The organism is Gelidibacter gilvus (assembly GCF_004115975.1).
Lineage (GTDB): Bacteria > Bacteroidota > Bacteroidia > Flavobacteriales > Flavobacteriaceae > Gelidibacter > Gelidibacter gilvus.
Genome location: NZ_SDDZ01000003.1, coordinates 51,445 through 75,842, shown reverse-complemented (window position 1 = coordinate 75,842; position 24,398 = coordinate 51,445). Strand labels below are relative to the sequence as shown.

Genomic DNA, 24,398 nt, shown 5'->3' with positions numbered 1-24,398 from the left:
AACAGAAAAAAACATGACATGTAACTTCTCTAATAACAAGACGTTGCTAATGTGGAATGCCCTTATAATAAAATGTTAAAAATATTGAAACTTTTAAAATCAAGGTGCAAAGGTAATTAAAAGAAAAAGGAAGACATACTATTTTGACAGGTTCAGACGGAGTTTAACAAAGTCTTTAGAACCTTTGTAATCTCATAGAAAATCAAATCAAATTTATTTTAATTTAAAGACAAACTACCCGCCAGTTGTTTTAAGGTGATTTCTGATAACTTGGCTTGATAAATTGCATTCGCCATGCGCAAAGTGGCGCGTATATAGTTGAGCTGTGCGGTTCTGAACTCGATGGTTGGGATGGTCCCAATTTTATATTTGGCGAGGGTGATATCGAGGTTTTCCTTGGCAATTTCCTGGTTGCTTGTTTCCAAGTCAATTAAACTCAAATTGGTTTGATAGGTTTGAAATGCGGTATGCAATTGCGTTTTTATGGTCTGAGATTGCTGCGCGATGGCAAGCGTTGAATTTTCTATTTGAAGCTTGGCGATTTTTTCATTCCGATTTTGATTGGAACCGTTGAAAATGTCGATAGAAGCTGCGAAACCATAATTCCAACCTTGGGCATTATTTTTTGTGGTAAACCCCAAGCTCGATTCTGAATCGCTGAAATTATAGCCTGTTGATGCAGAAATTCTAGGATAGCGATTGCCTTTAAGTTGCTTTAATTCCAATTCCGAAATGCGCTTACTGATCAATTGTGCCTGCAATTCAGGATTTTGTGATGTTGCCAAACGCTCAAGTTGTGCAAGCTCCAAATTACTTTCAATCAACACTTCGTCCCTAACTTTAAAATCGGTTTCTGGATCTCGTGCCATAATTTCGTTAAGCCTAATTTTTGTATTAGCATAGACTTCGCTTTGTCGGATATGTTCGGTCTTGTCCGTATTAAGATCCACTTGCGCATTTAAGACCTCCAACTTTGAAGCTTTACCAATACTGAAACGGTTATCCGCAAGCTCTAAGCGTTGCCGCGAAATTACCAAAGTACTGTCCAATGCCGCCAATTGTTGTTGATGTTGTACCAAATCATAATAAGTGATCATGACATCACTCACCCGATTTAATATGGTGCTCTGTAATTGTGCTTTTCCCAATTTCTCAAGTTCCTTCAATTGGTCATAGCGCGCAAACATACCTAAACCATCAAAAATAGTCCAGTCCAATCCTACGCCATAACTTAGATTATTATTTTTTGCATTGTCCAATTCTATAACCTCACCACTGGAGCGCGTTTGGGAGATATTTTGAGTACTGTTATTGGTGGAGGCCTGGGCAAAAACTCTCGGGAGCATTCCTGCAAATCCCGGACTTACACCAAGAGAATCAGATTTTAAATCGTTTTTTGCCAAACGAATGTCGTAATTGTTTTCCAACGCAATTTCTACCGCCTCTTCAAGTGTCAATAGTTCTTGGGAGTGTGCGTTTAAGGAAAGGATTCCCAAACACAGACTCAGATATAGTGGCCAGAGCTTATACGGTTCCATAAGTATCAATTTTATCAAATTCTGGATGATGTTTTCTCTTTCTGGACCACATCATATAAATAGCTGGAATAACGAACAAGGTCAGAACAAGCGAAAATAGTGTGCCTCCAATAATAACGACCCCCATGCCAATTCTACTGGTAGAAGCTGCTCCAATTGATAATGCAATTGGCAACGCCCCCAAGGCAATAGTTAAACTTGTCATCAATATTGGACGGAGTCGGGATACTGAAGCCTTCTGAATGGCTTCGTATTTGGGTATGCCCTCTTCCCTAAGTTGGTTGGCAAATTCCACAATCAAAATCCCATTTTTCGTAACCAAACCAATTAGCATGATGGTACCAATTTGACTGAAAATATTCCAGGTCTGCCCAAATAACCAAAGCGAAAATAGGGCTCCAGCAACAGCCATCGGCACGGTAAGGATAATAATAAATGGATCTATGAAACTTTCAAATTGTGCGGCTAAAATTAAAAATATCAGCAGTAAAGCCAATCCAAATGCAAAAAGGGTATTTGAACTACTTTCCACGAAATCTCGTGATTCACCACCCAAATCAGTCGTGAATGTTTCGTCCAAAACCTTCGCACGAATACTCTCCATGGCATCAATACCATCACTAATACTCATTCCTGGTGCCAAACTTGCCGAAACCGTGGCCGACATGTAACGGTTGTTGTGATAAAGTTGTGGCGGACTACTATGTTCTTCAGTAGTTACTAAATTATCCATCTGTATCAATTCGCCTTTATCATTTTTCACGTACATTGAGGTGAGGTCCATCGGTTTACTGCGATCCTTCTTGTCAAACTGTCCTATCACTTGGTACTGCTTGCCATTCATCATAAAATAACCAAAACGTTGGCCACTTAATGAGAGTTGCAACGTTTGCGCAACATCCAACACGGACACGCCCAAACTTTTTGCCTTTTCACGATCAATGGTGACATAGATTTCAGGTTTGTTGAATTTCAAATTCACATCGGTGTTAGAAAAAACCGGATTATTTTCGGCCTCTTCCATAAACTCAGGAATTACCTCTCGTAATTTCTCGAAATTCTGTGCTTGGATAATGTATTGAATTGGCATCCCTCCTCGCCTATTCACAGCGATGGTTGGAGTTTCTGAAACACTCACACGGGCATTTTCATAGTTTCGGGTCCATCGGGAGAGATCTTCTGCAATTTCCTTTTGCGAACGATCACGCTCACCTGGATCCACCAATGAAATTGTAGCACGGCCACTATTCACTGAAGAAGATCCCCAACCTGGAGAAGTGATGATCAAACTCACCTTTTTCTCTGGAATGGAATCATTTATTAAATCGGTGATCTCAGTCATAAACCGATCCATATATTCATAAGAAGCACCTTCTGGCGCCGTGACGTTAAGTCCGATATAACTTCGATCATCGTAAGGTGCCGTTTCTTTTTGAAGTAAATTAAAAAACACCCCAATCATCACAATACAAATAGCCAATACCGGAAAACTCCACCATTTTTTCTTCAAGAATTTACCTAATGAATTGGCATAGGCATTATTCATTTTTACGAAAAAAGGTTCCGTGTAGAGATAAAACCGTGTTTGATTCTGCTTCCCTGGTTTCATCAAGTAAGCATTTAACATAGGCGTTAACGATAAAGAGACAAAGGCCGAAATTAAAACGGCGGCGCCTATAACAACCCCAAATTCCCTAAACAAGCGGCCTACAAAACCTTCCAAGAAAATTACAGGAAGAAAAACTGCTGCCAGGGTAACCGAAATGGAAATGACTGCAAAGAAAATCTCATTGGACCCTTTTATCGCGGCTTCAATAGGCGACATGCCTTCTTCTACTTTCTTATAGATGTTTTCTGTGACCACAATTCCGTCATCAACCACCAATCCCGTGGCCAGCACAATAGCAAGTAGGGTCAATACATTTATAGAAAACCCAAACATCCACATAATAAAGAAGGTCGCAATCAAGGACACCGGAATATCAACCAATGGCCGCATGGCAATGGACCAGTTTCTAAAAAAGAAAAAGATGACCAAGATGACCAAAACAATAGAAATTCCTAAAGTTTCAACAACTTCAGTGATGGCACGTTTGACGAATAAGGTATCATCAACCACAATATTTAATTTGAAGTCGGCGGGTAAATCTTTTTTAAGTTTTTCAAATTCTTCATAAAAAGCATCAGCGATGGCCACATAATTGGTTCCAGGTTGTGGTACAATTGCCAAAGCTACCATAGGCTGACCAGAGTCGCTCAACTTGGTTTCCATGTTTTCAGCTTCCAAGGTCGCCTTTCCAATATCACTGAAACGTACCACTTTGCCATCTTCAGAGGAGATGATAATATCGTTAAATTCTTCTTCGGTAGATAAATTACCGATGGTTTTTATGGTCAATTCGGTATTTGCACCGGATAATTTACCAGAAGGCAATTCGACGTTTTGCGACAATAATGCTCTTCTCACTTCGGCAACGGTGACGCCGTAAGACGCTAATTTTAAGGGATCGATCCATAAGCGCATGGCATACTTACGCTGTCCCCAAATTTGCACACTACTCACACCCGGAATGGTTTGCAAACGCTGTGCTAAAACATTATCCGCATAATCCGTCAGCTCCAAAATGTTTCTATTATCACTTTGAACCGTCATGGAAATAATGGCACGAGAATCGGCGTCCGCTTTTGAAACTACAGGTGCGGCATCAATATCTTGAGGCAAACTACGTATGGCTTGTGACACTTTATCACGAACATCATTGGCGGCTTCTTCAAGATCTTTATCAAGGTTGAATTCAATACTGATTCGGCTGGAGCCTTGGTTACTGGAGGAGGTTATATTTCTAATTCCATCAATACCATTGATAGCTTTTTCAAGAGGTTCTGTAATCTGGGATTCGATGATATCAGCATTGGCACCGGAATAACTCGTACTTACAGATATTTGTGCAGGATCAATAGAAGGAAATTCCCGTACTCCAAGATAGGTGAAACCAATAATCCCGAAGAGCATTATGGTCAAATTCATGACAATGGCCAATACAGGACGTTTAATGCTTAAAGTAGATAAACTCATCAGTTAGGATTAATTCTTTAAATTCACTTTTATTGGGGTGCCATTTCTGAGTGACATGACTCCAGAAGTTAATATGGTATCGCCTACCTTAATTCCTGAAAGCACACGCACATCAGTGGCTGTTCTCGCTCCAGTTTCAACCACAACTTCTTTGGCCAGTCCATGCTCCTTTACAAAAATCTTCTTTCCGTTTTGGATCGGGATTAATGCTTCGGTTGGCACCAATAAAGCGTTATTGACGGTTTCAAGTGGTAAGGTGACATTGGCAAAAGTACCTGGGTATAATTTACCTTCTTTATTCTCCGCAATAGCCCTCATTCTTAAAGTTCTTGTGGCAATATCCACTTGTGGCTCAATAGCGTAAATTTTCGCAGTATGTTCTTCTTTGGAATCGGAGGTTGTAAAGACCAATTCGGTACCAACTTTCATTCGGGAAACATATTTTTCTGGAACGGCAAAGGTGAGTTTTAGCTGACTTGTATTGACCAGATTGGCAATTGGTGTTGAAGGTGTGACATAAGAACCTTTAGATATAGAACGCAAACCGATGGTTCCTGAAAAAGGTGCACGAACGGTTGTTTTTGAAAGTTGTGCAGCTATAAGATCGGATTGGGCACGAGCAGATTCAAAATCGGCGTTGGCTACATCAAATTCCTCCTGACTTATCGCCTGTTTGTCCAATAAAAGTTTGGCTCTTCTTTGATTTTCAGAGGCCAACTGCTGAGATGTTTTTACTTGTGATAATTGAGCTCGTAGTTCAATATCATTCACTTGAAAAAGAATTTGTCCTTTTGAAACTTTCGCACCTTCATCAAAATTAATACTTTCTACGATTCCAGAAACTTCACTTCGCAGTTCAATTTCTTCATTGGCTTCCAAGGTGCCGGATAGGGTGAGATTTTCAGCAAATTTCTCAGCTTTGAGGATTTTCCCTTCTACACTCATCACAGAAACTGTTCGCGGTGCGTTTCTCGGACTACTAGCTTTAGAATTTACCGTAATTCTATTGACGATAAGCGCAATTATTCCGAGGATGATAATAGCGACAATAATGTATCTTTTTTTCATTAAAAGATGGGTTATATAAATTCAGGATAGTTCATGGTCTCACAAATCTAATTTTTTAAATTTAGAAGTATCAAAACTTAGGTTTATTTAACAGATTTTAAGAAAAAAATAGTGATGAGAAATTAATAATTTTCGGAACAGCATAACGTTTGGTCAATCCAAAGGGAAATTTCTGTTTGGTGTGAGCTATAAATTTGATTAGTTAGATTCAAATAAATACAAGAATCGCCAATTTATAACGGGGAAACCATTTCCTCAAACCATTCCTTAACTTCTCCTTCTAAATGCGGTGCCAGCTTTTCCCGAACCATTTTGTGGTAGGTATTAATCCAATCAACTTCTTCTTGGGAAAGCAGATCCTTCACCATAATACTTTTAAAAAAAGGACATAAGGTTAAGGTTTCAAATTCATAAAACGTATTCCACTCCGTTTTTTTCCAGGTTTTGACCAGGATGAGATTCTCATGACGAATCCCATAATTGTCTTCTAAATAATAGCCAGGTTCATTGGACATGACCATTCCGGCTTGCAATTCTACAGGATTAATTTCTTTACGGATGCTCTGTGGTCCTTCGTGCACATTCAAAAAGCTTCCTACACCATGCCCGGTACCATGATTATAATCTTTTCCTTCTTTCCATAACGGCATTCTGGCCAAAGCATCAAGTTGAACGCCTTTGGTGCCTTTTGGAAACTTTGCAATGGACAACTGGATCAAGCCTTGCAGAGCCCTTGTCGCATCATATTTGAATTCGTCGGAAACGTCACCTAAAGGAAACGTACGGGTAATATCAGTGGTACCCTCTAAATATTGACCTCCGGAATCCACCAAAATACTGCCATCCTTGGTCACTTTAGCACTTCCTTCTGGTTTGGCTGAATAATGCATAATCGCACCATTCGCTTTATAACCCACAATACTATCAAAACTATTGCCTATAAAATTTTTTCCTTCCGCCCGGAATTGGTGTAATTTTTCACCAATACTATATTCATCCATTTCTTCTTTTCCTACGGCGTGCGTCAGCCAGTGTAAGAATTTCACCATCGCCACTCCATCGCGAACCATTACGGTTTCAAATCCCTTCTGCTCTGCGTCATTCTTGATGGCCTTCATTAAGTTTCCAGGTACAGGTTGCTCTATGATGTCGTTGCCCTTTTGGACGGCTTCAAAAATAGCGTGATTACTATTAGGCGCCACTAAAATGGATGCCTTTTGCACGTTGGCGAGGTATTCAAAAAATTGACCATAAGGCTTAACACCAACGCCCGATTTATGGATGATATTTTCGGTTTCTTCACTCACTTTATCCTTATCCACAAAAAGAAAGCATTCTTGCATGGTCAAAATGATATAACCTAAAAACACCGGGTTGCATTTGACGTCACTCCCTCTTAGATTTAGAGTCCAAGCCACATCATCCAAGCTCGCAATAATATGCATGGTGGCGCCTTCTGAAGCCATCTTTTCACGAATCGCCGAAAGCTTATCGGCTACAGATTGGCCTGCACGTTCAATCGGATGGATAAAAACAGTGTTTTTACTTGGTGCAGGACGGTTGGTCCACACATTATTGAGTAGTGGCAAATCCTTAAGATGGCGTTTGGATTTGGTTAGTTTTTGATCCAAATCCTTCCAATTGGCATGAGAAGTGACCAAGGCGCTAACCGCAATAGTCGCACTTTCCTCAGTTTCAGAAATAATCCAATCAATATAATTTGGCGTACCTTCCATCCCATCCTTAAACAAGTCAATCCCAGAACCTTTCAACTCTTTTGGAGCCTGTGTAAAGTAACGTCCATCGGTCCATAGTCCGGCTTTATCCGCGGTCACCACCACAAATCCAGCGGACCCAGTAAACCCAGACAACCAAGTTCGTTCTTGCCATTCTGCTGGGAGATATTCTCCCATATGCGGATCGGCGGAATAGATGATGAAGGCGTCTATAGCGTTTTTCTTCATTTCCGATCTGAGGGAAGCTACTTTTTCTTTGGCTGTCATAACTATTTATTTTGAAGTGGAAAGTTACAGAAAGTCTGTCGGACTGAAAAAAAGATCAGAGTTGTTAACATCTTTTTAATACAAGTTCCGAATTGCTAACTATAAATTAAGCCATGGCATTGGCTTGTTTTAAAATTGCATGAAATCTTCCGCCATAATTTTTCTTAAATAAAAGAGCAATTCTTCGGCGTTTGCTTTCGTAAAAATAATTGGAGGTTTAATTTTTAATACATTATGATCTGGACCATCGGTACTCATTAAAATACCGTGGTCTTTCATTCTATCTGCTAAATAATCGGTTTGGGCTGCCAACGGATTCATTTCGGCATCTACTAATTCAATCCCCAGAAACAGGCCCTGTCCGCGAACATCTCCTATAATTGGAAACTCTTTTGCCAATTTATGGAGTTCCTCTTTTAAGAATGTTCCAATTTTCAAGGCATTTTCTTGTAAGTTCTCGCGCTTTACTGTGCGGATCACCTCTGCGCCAATCGCACAGGAGACTGGATTCCCGCCAAAAGTGTTGAAATATTCCATCCCATTGGCAAACTTATCGGCAATCTCACGTGTACAAGCCACCGCAGCAACGGGATGACCGTTTCCTAAGGGCTTGCCAATGGTGACAATATCCGGTACAACATCATGTAATTGAAATCCCCAAAATGTTTTCCCCATTCTGCCGCATCCTGTTTGGACTTCATCAGAAATACAAAGCCCGCCAGCGGCTCTCACTTTTTCATATGCTTTGGCTAAAAAACCTTCTGGCAACTCAACTTGTCCGCCACAGCTGATAATAGGTTCAATGATAAATGCACCAACACCACGTCCTTTTTTATGGACAACATCAATTTGCTTTTGCACCTCTTCTGCATATTTTTCTGCGCTATCCTTGCTTCTATATTTCCCTCTAAACGCATCTGGTAATGGGAAAACATGGGTGTGTTCAGGCGCTCCAGTGCCGCCCTTTCCATCAAATTTATACGAACTGATATCGATGCACATATTACTATTGCCATGATAACCTACTTCGCTGGCTATAATATCGCGTTCGCCGGTGGCCGCTTTGACCATTCTGATGGCCAACTCGTTGGCTTCACTACCCGAATTGACAAAATGCAACACGCTTAATTCTGGCGGCAAGGTTTCAATAAGTTCTTGTGCCAAGTCGTTGATATTGTCGTGAAGATAGCGCGAATTGGTATTGATCAAAGCCATTTGTTCTTGCCCAGCCTTGACCACAGCATAATTTTCATGACCTACATGGGCGACGTTATTGACCGTGTCCAAATATTTACGTCCGTATTGATCCATTAGATATTGACCCGCACCGCGAACCATCTTGATGGGTTCATTATACTGAAGGCTTAAACTTTTGCCCAAATGTTGTTTTCTGTAATGGATTAAATCGGCGTTGGGAACAGTACCGGTTTTTTGAAGTGCTTCGGATTTAAATAACAGATTAGGATTGGGACAGATCCTTTTCCATACGTCTATTTGATTATAATAAGCCACCCCAGGGAAATCAGTTTTATAATCTAAAAGTGATAACATGATTTGAAAATGAAGATGTGGCACCCAATTACCATTTTCAGTTGAATTGCCTAACTCTCCAATTTTTTCGCCTGTTTTAATACGATCACCTACGCTAGGTCTAATAGCGCTTTCAGCCGATAAATGCCCATAAAGTGTGTAGAAATTAAAACCATCAGTTTTGTGCTTTAAAACTACCAATCCCCCGTATTCTTTATTACCAGCGTCGTTTACAGCAATCACCACTTCCCCATCAAATAATGCATGAACAGCCGTACCGCTTGGCAACCAAAAGTCCACACCTAAATGAATGGTTCTACTTTCCTTTCCGGAATTTCCTATTTTATCATAAGCATCCGACGTATATAAAGCCCGAGGTTCTAAATAACCACCAGCGATAATTTTTTCAGGATGTTTCTTTTGAAATTGATCAATTTGAAATTGAAAAACATCTAAATCATTAAATTCTTCTTGGTGCCCAATCCACTTACTCGATACACTTAAATCTATGTGATGTAGGTCTTGTTTGTCAATAGTTGGAAATAAGTCGTTAAGTTCAAAACTTTGTTTTTCAGCCCAATCTTTAAATGACTTCGATTTAGGATGCGCCTCGAAACCACAGACATCTCTAAAACTAAAATGTGCAAAATCTGCACTTACATGTCGCCATTTTCTAAGAACTTCCCAAGCCGGTTTTTCACTGATTAAAAGGTATGCGTTATCCGGTTCTGCAATTTTATTGATGGCAGATTTCGTCACTGAAATCACCAGTCGCATGGCAATAGCATCATATAAATGCGCTAATTCTTCCTCTTGCAATTTAAAGGAGGAATTATAACCTTCCACAATCGGCAAGGACGCTTCCAAAGGATCGTTATGATTCATTATGGCGTAGGCACAGGCAACGGCGATATCATTAATAATTTGGGTATAAACAGCGTCGCCATAATCGATGACCGCTTCAACTTTAGGATGAACTAAATCGGAAGAGACGATCACATTATTATCGTTGGCATCATTATGAACGACTCCTTTTCTTAAAGTTGAGTAGGTGGTTTGGGAATTTTCGAATAGATTTTGAAAGTATTTGACGATGCTTTTCTCATTATCATTGAATAATTCGACATGGGCTTTTGTCCAAAGTGATTGTGCTACGTCCCAATCAAATTTACGATGGGCTTCTGGATGGTCAAACCCTTGCAAAGCTTGCGTAAGTAACCCACATTGCTCACCTAAACTATAGCGCAAATCGTCTAATTGTGGATTCACACCACTCCAAACACGTCCAGAAACCCAACTCAATAATCGCACCTGGCGTTCCTTTCCAAAATCATCAGTGATTTTTGAAATGACGTTTCCATTAATATCAGTGATGACTTTCGGCGCGATAATATTTTTACCATGATCTGCAACGAACTGTAAAAGTTGCTGTTGAAAATCGAGATAGTTTTCATTTTCGTTGGGACGTGAAATTTTCAGAATATAGCCAATTTCATTATCAACTTTAATTCTAAAATTAAAATCCAATTCGCCAGGAAGTGCTGTTGCCTTTCCCTGTATATGGAACAATTTGAAGAGGATCTCTTCCGCCTGCTGATTTGATATTTTTAAATGGTCGTAGTTCATTTAGTCGTTTGTAATAACATAATGAGATGCGCTGTAATCCAACTAAAATTTTGAGTGATTAAAGCTTCTCCCGCTAATGAATTATAGTTTTCACTAATGAATTTTCCTTTCGTAAATCGCAGTTGTCATGCTCACTTACCAATCCAACGCTGTCATTACTTAAATCATCTTAATCCGATTGAGTCCCAACATAGCATTCTAAAGTTTAAGACATTAAATTAAAGGAAATTTTAATACCCTCGATGATCATACCTGTTCCGATGATCGCAATGATCAATCCCATTATTTTACCAATTACAGAAATCACATTATACCCCACAACCTTCACGATATATTTACTGAGTCTAAAAGTTATATAAGTCAATAAACTCATCGATCCAAAAATAGCAATTACCAAAAACACTTGTATGGGCGTAACATTAGATACAAAGTTCATGGCTGTAACAATAGTTCCAGGTCCCGCTAAAATAGGAATGGCCAATGGTGAAACGGCAATATTCTCATCAATATGTACGTCTTTAATGTTTTTTACATTCGATTTTTTTGATTGTAGCATTTCAAAACCAATATAAAATATCAGGATCCCTCCAGTAATTTTAAATGCAGGAATACTAATATTGAACAATTCGAAAATATATTTTCCCAATAAAACAAAAACGACGACAATGATAAAGGCAATAATATTTGCCCTTTTATTGATGTCTCTTTTTGTTTTTTCATCTGCACCTTGGGTTAAGGATAAAAAAACAGTCATGTTTGATATCGGGTTGGTAATCGCAAAAAACCCTGTAAACACTGTAATTGAAAATGTAACTAAGTTATCCATTCGTTGATTGATTTCATTAGTGAAAGAACTTGAATTACTTCTTTAATTCCTACATATTATTGATTTTATTTTAATTAAATCTCTTAAGTTCTCAGGATTTATCTGCCCCTCTATTTTAGAGAAATTCATGAAAATAGATGACTTAATCTATTATTTAAGATCTCTTTCAGTAAAAACTTCCTTCGCGACTTTTAATGCATTGAGCACGCGCGGGAAACCGATGTAAGGCAGCAAGTGAATGATGGCTCCTACGATCTCCTTTTGGGTCAACCCAATGGTGAGGCCAATGTTGACGTGCAATTTGAGTTGCGGTTCCAAACTTTGGGTTACTAAAGAAGAAATGGTAATCAGTGTTTTTTTCTTGTCGGACAGACCTTCTCTTGAATAGATGTCACCGAAAGCAAATTCAACAATATAATTTTCTAACTCGGAATCTAAATCCATTAAACTGTCAAAAGTGATAGAGTATGCTGGAGTATCCGATGGATCTTCATATTTCTTTATAATGTCCATCCCTTGTTGATGGCGTTTTGATTTTTCCATGTTTTTATTTAATTATTTATGATTTAAATGATCTGGATGCCCACCCCACCTCGCTCAACAGCCAAACTTGTAATTTCTCGTTATGCAGACCTAAAAATATTGAGGTGGCCGATAGACTTACTATGTTTTGTGATTTTTGGATCCATGACAGAGTGATAGCCCAATTTATTGTTATTTTTCTTGGATCAGCTTTACTGAAAATAAATCGGTATCCAAACGATGAAATTAGGGCATTATCTTCGAAAACAAAAATTAGATCATGGTAAAACCTCTTCTGGTTATTAAGAAATACTGATGCTTTTTTATTGGGAATTGCCCTTATGCTTCAGGACCGTCTAAAAAACAGAAAACCCGTTTCTGCAATTACCGACTATAAATTCCATTGCCTTGGAACTTCAAAATTCCTTTTAAATTCTTCTAGGTCGTCGATTACCTACGCGTTCTTAAAAAATCCTAAGTTTGCAATATATAGGTAAGTTTCTTATGTAACCAAGGTTACTGTGGGTTGAGTGTTTTAGGTTTAATTTTGTGGGTATGAATCGGTAGGTTATTCACGCTGATTTTAAATAATTTTATCTAAACACAATTATGAATAGAGAAGAAACAATCAAAAATTGCGAAGGCACAATTATAGACGTGCGTACACCAATGGAATTTATGGGAGGCAGTGTTGCTGGCGCTATGAATATCCCCCTTAATGAAATTCCACAAAGAATAGGCGAGCTCAAAGCAATGAAAACACCATTGATTTTATGTTGCGCCTCAGGAATGCGAAGTGGCCAGGCAGAGGATTTTTTAAGCCATCACGGTGTGAACTGTCTCAACGGAGGCTCTTGGTTGGAAGTAAATAATTTAACTGCACAAAAAGTATAATATGATTTCAAAACTAAAGGCGCTTTTAGGAATAAAACCAGCGCCAAATTATAGTCAGCTTCTAAAAGAAGGCGGCATTATCGTAGACGTAAGAAGTAAAGAAGAATTCGCTGGTGGTCACATTAAAGGCTCAAAAAACATTCCTTTGCAAATATTAAGTTCGAACCTCAACTTACTGAAAAATAAAAATAAGCCAGTAATTACCTGTTGTGCTTCCGGGATGCGAAGTGCTTCAGCAAAAAACCTTTTAAAATCAAAGGGATTCACAGAGGTCTACAACGGCGGAGGCTGGAATTCACTTAATAACAAAATTTAATGACGCTATGTTAAACAGAATTTTTACCGGATGGAACTTTACACGGGCAGCCTACCTACTTATAGGAACCTGGGTCATCGTACAAAGTGCGATTGAAGGTCAGTGGATAGGGATTGTTCTTGGGGCTTGGCCCGCCGCTATGGGTCTTTTTGGATTGGCTTGTGCAGGAGGAAATTGCAGCACTGGATCTTGCGAGGTAAAAACCGATATCCATCAGAGAAAGTAAAAATGGCCTAACCTTTCATTAATAATTGGTTTGGTTATATTAAAAGAGTTTTAGGCTTCCCAAACTTTTTTTATATTATTTTTGAACCTTCAAAATAATCGCTCATCAATCTGTAATTTATGCCCTATCAAAACGTTTTCGACCTTTTCTGGAATCAAGTTAAAGCAAGTATTCAAGAGGGTAGCTTTGCAAAACTGACCATGGCAAAAACCATTGGCAAACCTAACCTGAAGAATATCTTTTTTAGACCTCTCCAATCAGAGGATAACTTTAAGGTTTTAGTAAAATCGCACTACAGGTCTAAAGAAACAGAAGATGAGGAACAAGAACTTAGCCTAGAAGAAGCCTATGCGTTTCTAAAATCGCATCTCCAAACGTCTTTTTCATCGGTGCTTTTATTTACCACAGCAAAAGACGTCACTTTCAAAATCAATAAAAAGGGAGCGGGACGAATTACAGAGAACAATCCAACATTTCGTGACGTTAAGCAAGCTAAAACTGATAAGGATTAGTTAGATCGTCAGGATTTATCGTTTCTGCATTTCAAATATTTCCTGTTAGGTTTTCTTCAGAATTATTTATTCTTGTGCGTATTGCAGATATTTCGTTTTATACAACGTATAAAGAAAACAATATCAATAATTAAACTGATTATGCAGTTAACAAAGGACAAATAGTCAACCCACAGAACAGGCCTAACACAACACTTGGGACATATTAAGTGTCAAATCTATCCATATTTAATTGTCATTAGTTTATCTTTAACACCTCCTATTTTTATGGGCAAAAGTGCGCGTAGTGAACAATTAGGCCAACCAAATTAAATACAAGAATAGCTAAAACGTATGCCATTACTACAAGATATACTTATCCTTCTAGGTTTTTCAGTCGTCATCGTTTTTGTGCTACAGCGGCTAAAGCTTCCTTCTATAATCGGTTTTCTTTTGACAGGCGTCATTATTGGTCCTTATGGATTAAGTCTGATTAAAGCTGTAGAGCAAGTAGAAACTTTATCCGAAGTTGGTGTCATTCTACTACTGTTTGTTATTGGAATGGAATTATCAATTAAGCAATTGGTCTCCATTAAAAAAACTGTCTTTATAGGTGGGTTTTTACAAGTAGGACTTACTGTAGGTGTTGCAGCCCTTGTTTATTATTTTCTAGGAAATACTTGGAACGAGTCTGTATTTGTGGGCTTTCTATTTTCTTTATCAAGTACAGCAATCGTTTTAAAAACCTTACAGGATCGACAGGAAATTTCGGCTCCGCATGCAAGAAACGCTTTGGCAATCCTGATTTTTCAAGACATTATAGTCGTTCCTATGATGCTGGTTACGCCTATGATTGCTGGAGAATCTAGCAATGTAACCATGGATATTTTAATGTTATTGGTTAAATCGGCCATTGTTGTTGTGCTCACGTATGTCAGTGCACGTTATGTTGTTCCTAGACTGATGCATGCTGTGGCAAAAACCAACAGTAAAGAACTTTTTCTCTTGGTCACGATCACCCTTTGTTTTGCCATTGCTTTTCTAACGGCAGAAATAGGATTATCGCTGGCCTTAGGTGCGTTTATTGCAGGCCTTATTATTTCAGAATCGGAATATAGCCATCAGGCCACTAGTATCATCCTTCCTTTTCGTGAGCTTTTTACCAGCTTCTTTTTCGTATCGGTTGGTATGTTAATGGATTTAAGTTTTTTCCTAAGCAATATTCCAATCATCCTGCTTTTGGTATTTATTGTACTTATATTAAAATCATCAGTTGCGGCCATTGCCGTTGCCATTCTTAAATATCCTACCAAAACTGCAATCTTAACAGGCTTGGCGCTTTTTCAAGTTGGGGAATTCGCTTTTATCCTTTCTAAGATCGGTATTAAATACAATCTTTTAACGCCACAAACCAACCAATACTTTTTGTCCGTTTCAATTGTGTCTATGATCATAACGCCATTTGTTATTATTTTTTCGGAGACTATTGCGGATAAGGTCTTGGGTGTTAAGAAAAGGTTAGGAATCAAAAGGGAACTGGATCAAAGCCACATTGAAGAAGTAGTTGCACCTAAATTAGAAAACCACTTAGTGATCATTGGCTATGGTATAAATGGCAGCAATTTAGCTAAGGCGGCTAGGGCTAGCAACATTCCATTTATAGTCATAGAGACCAATGCTGAAATAGTCAAGCGGGAAAAAGCAAAAGGTTTGCCTATCATTTTTGGTGATGCAACAAATGACCATATTCTTGAAACAGTCCATCTTTCAAGGGCAAGAGCAGCTGTAATTGCCATTTCTGAAAACACGGACACTCAAAATATCATTAAAAACATACGCGCCATCTCTGATTCATTATACTTAGTGGTAAGGACAAGATATGTTAAGGAAACTTCCGAATTATTGGCCCTAGGTGCCGATGAAGTAATTCCCGAGGAATTTGAAACATCCATACAAATATTCGAACACATCCTGCACAATTTTCTTGTACCTGAAGGCGATATTGTCCAGCTTATCCATAAGGTTAGGGCTGACAATTACCAATTATTTAAAGGAGATTTAAAAGGTCCGAAAACCTATAGGACCAGTGAGCTAGCCGATTTCAACATTAGAAGTTTGCGCATGAGATCAGATAGTAATAAATTTTTAGGGAAACCTTTAAGTGAATTGAACTTAAGAGCACTTTATGGCATCAATATCTTGGCCATTAAAAGAAAGGATAAATTGTTGGAAAGTGTACAGCCAGACGAAATAATAAAACAGGGAGACATCATTTATATTCAAGGAGATCAGAGTAAAGTAGAAGAGTTTCATAAACTTATCAACTAAAACAAAAAAGAAGTGGGCATCCATAAGTGTGGCTTTCAGCTTCATAACTATTATGTCCCCTAAAAACTTGAACAACGCCATAAAACCTTAAAAAATGAACAAACGGTTTATAGTGCTCATTGACTTTTCGGAGTATTCGAGCAATCTGATAAAGTATGCTTGCGATTGGAGCCAAGAAACAAATGCGAAAATTCTTTTGCATCATCAAACCCATGCGTTTTTACCGGCATTTGCAGAAAAAGAGGCTAGAGACTATATTGTTCGGCAAGCCAATGACCAAGCACTTGAAAAATTAAAGGCGCTTGCAAATGACCTAATTCCGCATACTATTGAGGTTGCTTATTATGTTTCTGAAATCGATTTTCACCTTACTTTACCAGAACTATTGGCAGAACCTTTTGAAAATCTAGTTTTTATTGGTTTAAAAGGTACGGGAATTCTAAAAAAATTATTTCTTGGGAGCGTCGCCCTTCGGATCATTGGAAATACTGAAAACACGGTGGTTGCAATGCCCAAAGGAATCGATTCTTTTTCGCACGAAAAAATATTTGTGGCCGTAGGCGAAAAAAAACTCTTGAATATCCAGCAACTGAACAATTTTCTTGAGTTCATGGACCACCACAACACGAGTATTACGTTTTTCCATTTGGCCAAACCAAATGAGGACACAACCCAAATAAAAGAACAGTTACAGAATCTAGCAGAAACTTATGCCGACAGATTTACTACAAACTTTGCTATTTACGAGGCCAATAATCGATTGGACGGCATAAAGTCAGTGATTAACAACAAAATTGATGAAATCCTGATTGTTCAAAAAGGCTCACGTATTTTAACCGACCAACTCTTTAGGCGATTTCTAATTAACGAATTAGTTTACGAAGGCCGAACCCCCTTAATTATATTACCATAAAATATTAGATCATCATAATTAGGAAATAAGCACAGCTGTCTACTGGGATCATGTCGATCATCGGGACGACAATTATGGTGACAAAGCCGCTTGGCTTGATTATGGCTAAAATAAACAGCTTCATCATCACGCCCTATGACTGATGAGCACCAGACATTCCCACGCATATACTTCTAAAAAATTAAGCCACATGATATGAATCATAGTCATGGTGTGGGGAGAATCGTATATTATAAGTATTATTTTAATTGCTACACGTCGTATTTGGGGTGTATAATAGCGCTTTGGTTGATCATCGTAAAAAGCGCCAGGTAAGGCATTAACATCATTTTCTTGGATGTTGATTTAATAAAGTATCTAGATTAATAACTTGTTGCAATGAATCAAAAGAAAGAAGAAAATCTGAAATATCAGAAATACCATTAAAAAATTAAATAAAACTATTACAAAATGAAAAATTTAGAAAATAAAGTAGCCATTATTACCGGAGCAGGCTCTGGGATTGGACGTGCAACAGCACTTTTGTTTGCAAAAGAAGGCGCAAAAGTTGTCGTTTCAGACATTGATGAAGAAAACGGCAAATCAGTTGTAAGCGAAATAGTCAAATCAGGAGGAGAAGGATTTTTTATTCCATCCGATTCTTCCAAGGCCGGAGGTCATCAATCACTTGTTGAGGGTACCTTGAAGAAATATGGCGGATTGGACATAGCGGTAAACAATGCTGGTATTGGAGGTCCGATTGCCGCGACGGGAGAATATCCATTAGAAGGTTGGCAAAAGGTCATCGACATCAACTTGTCAGGGGTGTTTTATGGGCTTCGTTACCAGATTCCAGCGATGCTTAAGAAAGGTGGTTCTATCGTAAATGTAGCCTCTATTTTAGGGCAGGCAGGCACAAAAGGGTCACCAGCCTATGTTGCCGCAAAACACGGCGTTGTAGGTTTGACGAAAGCAGCCGCTTTGGATTATGCAGACCAAAATATTCGAATAAATTCAATTGGACCTGGTTATGTCAAAACGCCATTGGTAACCAACGCTCTTGACACTGAAACAATGGAAGGGTTAGTAAGTTTACACCCCATGGGAAGATTAGGAGAATCAGAAGAAATAGCAGAATTAATTCTGTGGCTTGCTTCTTCTAAATCGTCATTTGCGACGGGTGCATATTATCCTGTAGATGGTGGTTATTTAGCACAGTAACCTCAGATTTAAATCGATTATAGAGATGTCAATGGTTATTAGAATGGCCATTGGCATTTTTTTTTGAATCAGGAAAATGTTTTCGGTATATCAGGACTCCATTCGAATTTGAACTGACCGAAATTATGGAAACATGAATGTTTTGAGAATTAAAGGATATAAATCAATAAAAATATATTTTCAACTTTTTTTCCGAAACATAGAGAGAAAGTGAAAGTCTTGAAAAAGCCAGAAAAATGACATAAATATTTTAGGCCCATAAATGATGACCTGTCACATTATTCTAAAAAAAAATGGAATTACTAACAAATAGGGAGACTTTTAGATTTATTTAAAAGACTTTCATTAACAATCTTTTTATCTATCCTAAAATACTAATGAGATTATTATATCTAAATTTTATATAACAGCTGATTTTAAAACAAAATCAGAAAACTCTTCACACCTCTATTAATTCTTAACTTATTGTTATCTGTCAGTTGGTAAAATGACACTAAAAACCAACCAATTGGCACTGATCCTGAGACAGAAACAAAATCAGTTACGAAGGAGGCAAAGAAAAAAACACCTCTCGAAAAAACCCATAGCATATGCCCTGTTTGTTGAACTCATCTTCATTATAAAATCTTTCTGTTAAGCAAAACCATTTTAACTAACAGCCGTTTTTCTAAAGTCCAATCAGGAGATTTAAGTGATTTAGAGCATGCTTCCCCAAAAGTGTAGGCTTCTCTGAAAATTAGAGAATTTTTATTTTATTTCTAAAATTCAAAGATAATCCCTAAAGTAGGTAGAGGATGCGCGCTCTTATTTTCCAAAATAATGGGAATGGCGTTACTCCCATCCATTTGTACAGGTTGTCCATTCGTAGTTTGAAACCCTGTGTTATCTGCATTGCGCTGAAAGGTGTAATTTGGATTCGATTCACTTTCCTGAACCAATAAGTTTTGAACATCCAAATACGCTATAAGCGATGTTTTATTGAAATTGAATTTTTTATCCACTCGCAAATCCAATTGGTTATAATTTAACAATCGGTTTTGATTGAGCATGTCCGCATCAAGCACACCCTGTCCCAGCAATAAATAATTTTGTTGGGAAGCGGGCATATCAAATGGTGTATATGGATTTCCACCTGCAAAACGATATTTCAGACCCAAATCCCAGTTGTTATTGAATTGATATCCTACAGTTGCAGAAAATAAATGTCGATTATCCCATGATGATGGTTTTAAAACGCCATCAAAACCCGAGAACTTACTCACCACATAAGAATAGCTTGCAACGTAGAAGAGTCGATCTGTCATTTTTTGTTGCATGAAGAGTTCCAAACCATAAGTTTGGCCATCGCCAATAGATAGGATGCGTTCACTTCCCACAGACCCAAATTGAGTACCTTGATTGGCCTGAGACACTCCTGTAGATTCAGAAATTGGATAATCAGAATACTGCTTAAAATAGCCTTCAAATGTAAATCGCAAAGATCGGTTAGGAAGGAATTTTGTACCTAGTACATAATGCGTGGAACGTGTGTATTCCAAATCCCTATTTATAAAATCGCCATGATCATCCTTATAACCCAATGATGTATAAATTGGTGCTTTATAATAAGTACCTACAGATCCATTTAAATTCCATCGTTCATTCAAGCTATAAGAGGCGGAGAGGCGTGGCGATAGGGTTTTTAGAGGATTATTGCCAGTATTGGTAAAACTATTCATGTCTGTACGAATCCCTCCGGAAATAAGGAGTCTATCCTTATAGAACCGTTTCGCAATTTGTGCAAACATGCCGTATTTAAAGAAGTTAATTTGGCTATTGAATGAAATTGTACGTCCTGGCGAGATGATCGCACCATTTTCGTCTTTTAATTCGTTGCTTATTTTATTAAAGACCTCTCCAAAATAACCAACATACTGCGCATCCAATCCCGAAGAAAAGCGCCATCCGTTTACAAATTTATTATAATCAAATCTAAATTTGTTTTCAATTTCATCGGAATTGACCAATAAGGTTCGGTTTTCTTCGATTCTTTGTTCATCTTCAAATTTGTCGATAGTGGTATGAAACATGTTTCTGCTCAAGGCAAAATTCATAAACCCATTTTCAATTTTTCGATTCAAATTAAAACCCATGGTATAGGTCCATTGATTGATATATGGTGTTGAACGAAGGATGTAAATATCCTCAGGTGTCGATTCTTTGGTTTCCGCAAAGCTGAAATCGTCTATTGCTCCAATACCAATGGCAGTCAAGGTCGTTTTGTCATTAAACTCATGGTTGACCTTATATTGAAAGTCATAAAAATCTGGCCGGATCGGCAAGTCTACAATATTAAAAAGTAAACCTAAATAGGATTTTCGAACCGAACTTAAAAAAGTTGTTTTAGTGGATAGAGGACCTTCTAAGGTCAAAGCTGTTTCCGTTAAACTTACACGCACATTCCCAGAAAATCGATCGGGATTTCCATTGCGCTGTTTAATTACAAACGTAGAGGCGAGCGCATCGTTATACTTTGAATCGAACGCTGACGTGGTCAATTTTAAACTCTCAATAAAAGACACATTCAAGATGCCTTGGGCACCGCCAGAACTACCTTGGGTTTGAAAATGGTTCAAAACGGGAATTTCAATGCCGTCTAGATAATAAACATTTTCATTTGGTGCACCTCCACGAATGATGATGTCGTTGCGTTCGCCAACACCATTACTAAGACCAACTCCAGGCAAGGTCTGGACAACTTTTGAGACATCAAAATTACCGCCGGGATTGGATTTAATTTCTTGGGAGGTCAATTGCTGAACGGATAACGGCGTGATCATGTCTGTTGTTTTTGCCGAAGCATTTCTGTTAAAATTAATGACGACGCCTTCAAGAACTTCTGATTCTGGATCCATTTCAAAGTTGATGATCCTATCGTTTCCTGAAGTCACTTCAATACTATATAATGTGGATGTTCTGTAGCCTAAAAAAGATGCTGTAATAGAATAGGTTCCTACAGGTAAAGTTAGATTAAATCGTCCGTTTTCATCCGTTGTAGTTCCTAACGAAGTTCCTTCCACTAAAAGATTGACCCCCATTAGCGTTTCCAAAGTGTTTTTGTCCTGAATGTGACCAATGATTCGACCTTCCTTCTGAGAAAAACTAGAGAAACTGATTAATAAAAAACTGAAGAAAAAAAACAAAAACTTATTCATTATCAACTGAGTTTAGAGGTATTTAAATAAAGCCCTTAATCACTATGATCAAGGGCTTTTGTGGAAAGTTATGAAATCACTATTAGGAATCGTAAAGATGTGATTAATCCAATGAAATTATTTAATCAATCTTTGAATTAATTGTTTCGATATATTGAAGACTAACTCATTTCATGGAAAACAATTAACAATAACTGATAAGATTATAAAATTTACAACCTATTCTTTTCTTCCTCTATTCCAGTATCTCTACTTCTAGCTTTTTTAACGTCACTTCCACCAAAATTATAAGCCAAGTTAAATTGAACCTGTCTGCTGTCGCTTCCGCCACCTCCATCAATTCTTAAATCACCAAACTGTGTTGTACCGCGCCATGATGACGTATAAAGGATATCGTTGAATCCTAGTTTTGCAGAAAGTTTATCGTCAAAAAATTTCTTTTGAAATGCAATGTTTAATGACCCTAAACTCTCAATTTGATAAGTTCCGCTCCAAATGGATGGTGAACTATACCAACCTGAAACTTCAGCACTAAAACTTTTTGTAATGTTGAACGTGTTTTGCGCAAACAGGCTCAATGTATTTTGATCAGTGGACAGAAAATCTTCATTTGTTGCCTCATAAATACTTCTTGACGCATTGACAGTAAAATAAATGCTCCACCAATCATTGAATTTTGTTGGATAAGATAAACCGAGATTAATGACCTTTTGGTTTGCGACATTTCGCGGACTCATAAAATTCTTGTCATCACCAACCGCTTCTGTAACTTGTGCCGAAAAATCCTTCACAAAACTATAGCTTAAAGAGGTATTCAATCTGTAGTTATAAGTGTGTGAAAACTTTATATTGTCGGTATATTGTGGCTGTAAAAAAGGATTGCCCCTTAAGAATGTAAGTTCATCCACTTGATATTCAAAAGGATTTAAACTTTGGTAATTAGGTCTTTGAACCCTTTTACTATAGATTAAGGCAAAAGAATTCGTCCGATTGTGCTGATAGGTAATGCCGCCACTTGGAAAAAAATCAGTGTAACTCCGCTCTACTCGGTCATTTTGATCTTCTTGCAAACTGGTCAAAATACCGTCTGAATTGGTGCGCTCTACACGTAATCCTGCTTGGAAATTGAATTTCTCATAAGTTCTGTTGAAGTTCACATAAGCTGCATTGATGTTTTCATCATATTTAAAAGTATTGGTTCGATTTTCATTGATGATGTCCTCTCCATTGATTCTGTCAAAAAAATCAAACTTATTGTCCGTTATAATTTTAGAATATTTTGCACCCAGTGAAAGTTTCCCCTTTAAGAAATCTTGCTCATAATCTATTTTTGCGGTAACAATATCAATAGTTATTGGCGTATCCATAAAGTTGATGGATTCGCTTATCACTTCTGTTTCGGCGCCGTTGAAGTAACGGTTTGGCTGAAGATTGGTCCTGTCTTGGGTGTACTTGCCATAATCCAAATCCACATTAAAACTTGTATTGTTTTCTAGTTTTAATTTATAGTTTAGGTTGCCATACAAATTAGAGGTTTTTGAATGGGAATCAGTGCCTGCGACCAAAACAGAGGTGGGATTAGTATTGCCCTCTGGAATGATAGGAGTTCTCGACTTACTGGTGTTCTCGTTGTCACTAAAGTTTCCTGTTAAAATGATACCAAAAGTAGATTTTGAAGTTGCGAAATAGTCAAATCCTAAACGCAGATTGTTATTATTAACATCATAATTACTGTTTGTTTTAGAATCGAAAATAGTGTTATTCTGCAGCCTATAAAGATTCATATATCTTGTCGTTTCGCCAAATCGGTTACTAAAAGAGCCGTATAAACTGGTTTTTTTGTTGCGATTATTTAAGGAGATTGAATTATTAAACGTTGCAAAATCACCAATAGTAACGCCGGAAGCCAAATTACCATTAGTCCCCAAGGTTTTATCACGCTTAAATTTGATGTTGATGATTCCGGCATTCCCCTCAGAATCATATTTAGAGGACGGTTGAGTGATAATTTCAATCGCATCGACGTCGGTAGCCTGGATGGTTTTTAGGTAGTTGACTAAATCCTCGCCACGCAAAACAGATGGCTTATCATCAATATAGATCAAAACGCCTGCTTTCCCTTCAACAATTAAATTTTCATTATTGTCTATCAGAACACCGGGTGCTTTTCGAAGCAGTTCAAAACCAGATTCACCAGCAATACTGATGGATTTTTGCACATTGAAAACTGTTTTGTCCGCCAATACTTGCACCATTGGTTTTTCGGCTTTAATGGTCACTTCATCCAAAGTTTCGGAATTTGCTTCAATAATAAAAGATTCCAATGTTTTGTTGTTATCTGAAATTGTAAACTTTTTGGACGTATAATCCTTTGAGCCTAATGAAGTGATGAGCAACTTATAATCACCGTTTGAAATATTGGATATTTTAAAAGTTCCGTTTTCAGTTGTGATTGCCGCCTTTACGAAAGAACCTTCATTAAAAGTTAATAGTGATACCGCCGCGGCATTGATAGGATTATTTTCAGAGTCCAAGAGTTTTCCATCGATAGTATGTTGCGAAAAACATAGATTAACGATCAGTAATACAGCTATAGTTACAAGTGTTTTCATTTGATTTTTTTTTAATTCGATGCAAATATGAAGAG

General features: G+C 37.8%; 16 protein-coding genes. 7 read left to right on the top strand and 9 right to left on the bottom strand.

Translation table 11 applies throughout. The features are described 5' to 3' along the window. Positions 1-218: 218 nt before the first annotated feature. The 7 genes from ESZ48_RS06785 to ESZ48_RS06755 form a co-directional block, all read right to left on the bottom strand. Positions 219-1,538, bottom strand: coding sequence for a TolC family protein (locus ESZ48_RS06785; protein WP_129016589.1), 1,320 nt, complete (start codon positions 1,536-1,538; stop codon positions 219-221). After that, complete coding sequence (locus tag ESZ48_RS06780; RefSeq protein WP_129016588.1) at positions 1,525-4,614, bottom strand: efflux RND transporter permease subunit; 3,090 nt, start codon at positions 4,612-4,614, stop codon at positions 1,525-1,527. The genes ESZ48_RS06785 and ESZ48_RS06780 overlap by 14 nt, the downstream gene beginning before the upstream one ends. A gap of 9 nt (positions 4,615-4,623) precedes the next feature. Next, the gene (locus ESZ48_RS06775) at positions 4,624-5,682 is read right to left on the bottom strand and encodes an efflux RND transporter periplasmic adaptor subunit (protein ID WP_129016587.1); all 1,059 of its coding nucleotides are present in this window, start codon (positions 5,680-5,682) and stop codon (positions 4,624-4,626) included. A gap of 233 nt (positions 5,683-5,915) precedes the next feature. Further along, positions 5,916-7,685, bottom strand: coding sequence for an aminopeptidase P family protein (locus ESZ48_RS06770; RefSeq protein ID WP_129016586.1), 1,770 nt, complete (start codon positions 7,683-7,685; stop codon positions 5,916-5,918). Positions 7,686-7,814: 129 nt separating this feature from the next. Next, positions 7,815-10,841, bottom strand: coding sequence for an aminotransferase class III-fold pyridoxal phosphate-dependent enzyme (locus ESZ48_RS06765; RefSeq protein WP_129016585.1), 3,027 nt, complete (start codon positions 10,839-10,841; stop codon positions 7,815-7,817). A 205-nt stretch (positions 10,842-11,046) separates the two neighbouring features. Next, on the bottom strand, positions 11,047-11,667 hold the full coding sequence (locus ESZ48_RS06760) for a MarC family protein (RefSeq protein WP_129016584.1): 621 nt from the start codon (positions 11,665-11,667) through the stop codon (positions 11,047-11,049). A 150-nt stretch (positions 11,668-11,817) separates the two neighbouring features. Next, on the bottom strand, positions 11,818-12,210 hold the full coding sequence (locus ESZ48_RS06755; protein ID WP_129016583.1) for a carboxymuconolactone decarboxylase family protein: 393 nt from the start codon (positions 12,208-12,210) through the stop codon (positions 11,818-11,820). A 588-nt stretch (positions 12,211-12,798) separates the two neighbouring features. On the opposite strand from ESZ48_RS06755, the gene ESZ48_RS06750 reads away from it, so the two are divergent. From ESZ48_RS06750 to ESZ48_RS06720, 7 genes are all read left to right on the top strand, one after another. Further along, positions 12,799-13,083: a rhodanese-like domain-containing protein gene (locus ESZ48_RS06750; RefSeq protein WP_129016582.1), complete on the top strand. Its 285-nt coding sequence runs from the start codon at positions 12,799-12,801 to the stop codon at positions 13,081-13,083. A gap of 1 nt (position 13,084) precedes the next feature. Next, positions 13,085-13,399, top strand: a complete 315-nt coding sequence (locus ESZ48_RS06745; RefSeq protein WP_129016581.1) for a rhodanese-like domain-containing protein — start codon at positions 13,085-13,087, stop codon at positions 13,397-13,399. Between the two features lie 7 nt (positions 13,400-13,406). After that, complete coding sequence (locus tag ESZ48_RS06740) at positions 13,407-13,625, top strand: hypothetical protein (RefSeq protein WP_129016580.1); 219 nt, start codon at positions 13,407-13,409, stop codon at positions 13,623-13,625. 119 nt (positions 13,626-13,744) lie between these two features. Continuing rightward, on the top strand, positions 13,745-14,137 hold the full coding sequence (locus tag ESZ48_RS06735; protein ID WP_129016579.1) for a hypothetical protein: 393 nt from the start codon (positions 13,745-13,747) through the stop codon (positions 14,135-14,137). 333 nt (positions 14,138-14,470) lie between these two features. Beyond that, entirely contained in the window at positions 14,471-16,444 is a 1,974-nt protein-coding gene (locus ESZ48_RS06730; protein ID WP_129016578.1) for a monovalent cation:proton antiporter family protein, read from the top strand. Between the two features lie 94 nt (positions 16,445-16,538). Continuing rightward, positions 16,539-17,357 (top strand): universal stress protein, encoded by an 819-nt coding sequence (locus ESZ48_RS06725; RefSeq protein ID WP_129016577.1) that lies wholly within the window; start codon positions 16,539-16,541, stop codon positions 17,355-17,357. 450 nt (positions 17,358-17,807) lie between these two features. After that, a complete protein-coding gene (locus tag ESZ48_RS06720) occupies positions 17,808-18,557 on the top strand; it encodes an SDR family NAD(P)-dependent oxidoreductase (protein WP_129016576.1) in 750 nt (249 codons plus the stop codon). A gap of 758 nt (positions 18,558-19,315) precedes the next feature. Here the strand turns inward: ESZ48_RS06720 and ESZ48_RS06715 are convergent. Then, positions 19,316-21,751, bottom strand: coding sequence for a TonB-dependent receptor (locus ESZ48_RS06715; protein WP_129016575.1), 2,436 nt, complete (start codon positions 21,749-21,751; stop codon positions 19,316-19,318). Positions 21,752-21,963: 212 nt separating this feature from the next. Next, a complete protein-coding gene (locus ESZ48_RS06710; protein WP_129016574.1) occupies positions 21,964-24,363 on the bottom strand; it encodes an outer membrane beta-barrel family protein in 2,400 nt (799 codons plus the stop codon). Positions 24,364-24,398 lie beyond the last annotated feature (35 nt).

Excerpts from the sequence above, each read along its gene's own strand:
- ESZ48_RS06785 (WP_129016589.1), bottom strand. The coding sequence starts at position 1,538 with ATGGAACCGTATAAGCTCTGGCCACTATATCTGAGTCTGTGTTTGGGA.
- ESZ48_RS06780 (WP_129016588.1), bottom strand. The coding sequence starts at position 4,614 with ATGAGTTTATCTACTTTAAGCATTAAACGTCCTGTATTGGCCATTGTC.
- ESZ48_RS06775 (WP_129016587.1), bottom strand. The coding sequence starts at position 5,682 with ATGAAAAAAAGATACATTATTGTCGCTATTATCATCCTCGGAATAATT.
- ESZ48_RS06770 (WP_129016586.1), bottom strand. The coding sequence starts at position 7,685 with ATGACAGCCAAAGAAAAAGTAGCTTCCCTCAGATCGGAAATGAAGAAA.
- ESZ48_RS06765 (WP_129016585.1), bottom strand. The coding sequence starts at position 10,841 with ATGAACTACGACCATTTAAAAATATCAAATCAGCAGGCGGAAGAGATC.
- ESZ48_RS06760 (WP_129016584.1), bottom strand. The coding sequence starts at position 11,667 with ATGGATAACTTAGTTACATTTTCAATTACAGTGTTTACAGGGTTTTTT.
- ESZ48_RS06755 (WP_129016583.1), bottom strand. The coding sequence starts at position 12,210 with ATGGAAAAATCAAAACGCCATCAACAAGGGATGGACATTATAAAGAAA.
- ESZ48_RS06750 (WP_129016582.1), top strand. The coding sequence starts at position 12,799 with ATGAATAGAGAAGAAACAATCAAAAATTGCGAAGGCACAATTATAGAC.
- ESZ48_RS06745 (WP_129016581.1), top strand. The coding sequence starts at position 13,085 with ATGATTTCAAAACTAAAGGCGCTTTTAGGAATAAAACCAGCGCCAAAT.
- ESZ48_RS06740 (WP_129016580.1), top strand. The coding sequence starts at position 13,407 with ATGTTAAACAGAATTTTTACCGGATGGAACTTTACACGGGCAGCCTAC.
- ESZ48_RS06735 (WP_129016579.1), top strand. The coding sequence starts at position 13,745 with ATGCCCTATCAAAACGTTTTCGACCTTTTCTGGAATCAAGTTAAAGCA.
- ESZ48_RS06730 (WP_129016578.1), top strand. The coding sequence starts at position 14,471 with ATGCCATTACTACAAGATATACTTATCCTTCTAGGTTTTTCAGTCGTC.
- ESZ48_RS06725 (WP_129016577.1), top strand. The coding sequence starts at position 16,539 with ATGAACAAACGGTTTATAGTGCTCATTGACTTTTCGGAGTATTCGAGC.
- ESZ48_RS06720 (WP_129016576.1), top strand. The coding sequence starts at position 17,808 with ATGAAAAATTTAGAAAATAAAGTAGCCATTATTACCGGAGCAGGCTCT.
- ESZ48_RS06715 (WP_129016575.1), bottom strand. The coding sequence starts at position 21,751 with ATGAATAAGTTTTTGTTTTTTTTCTTCAGTTTTTTATTAATCAGTTTC.
- ESZ48_RS06710 (WP_129016574.1), bottom strand. The coding sequence starts at position 24,363 with ATGAAAACACTTGTAACTATAGCTGTATTACTGATCGTTAATCTATGT.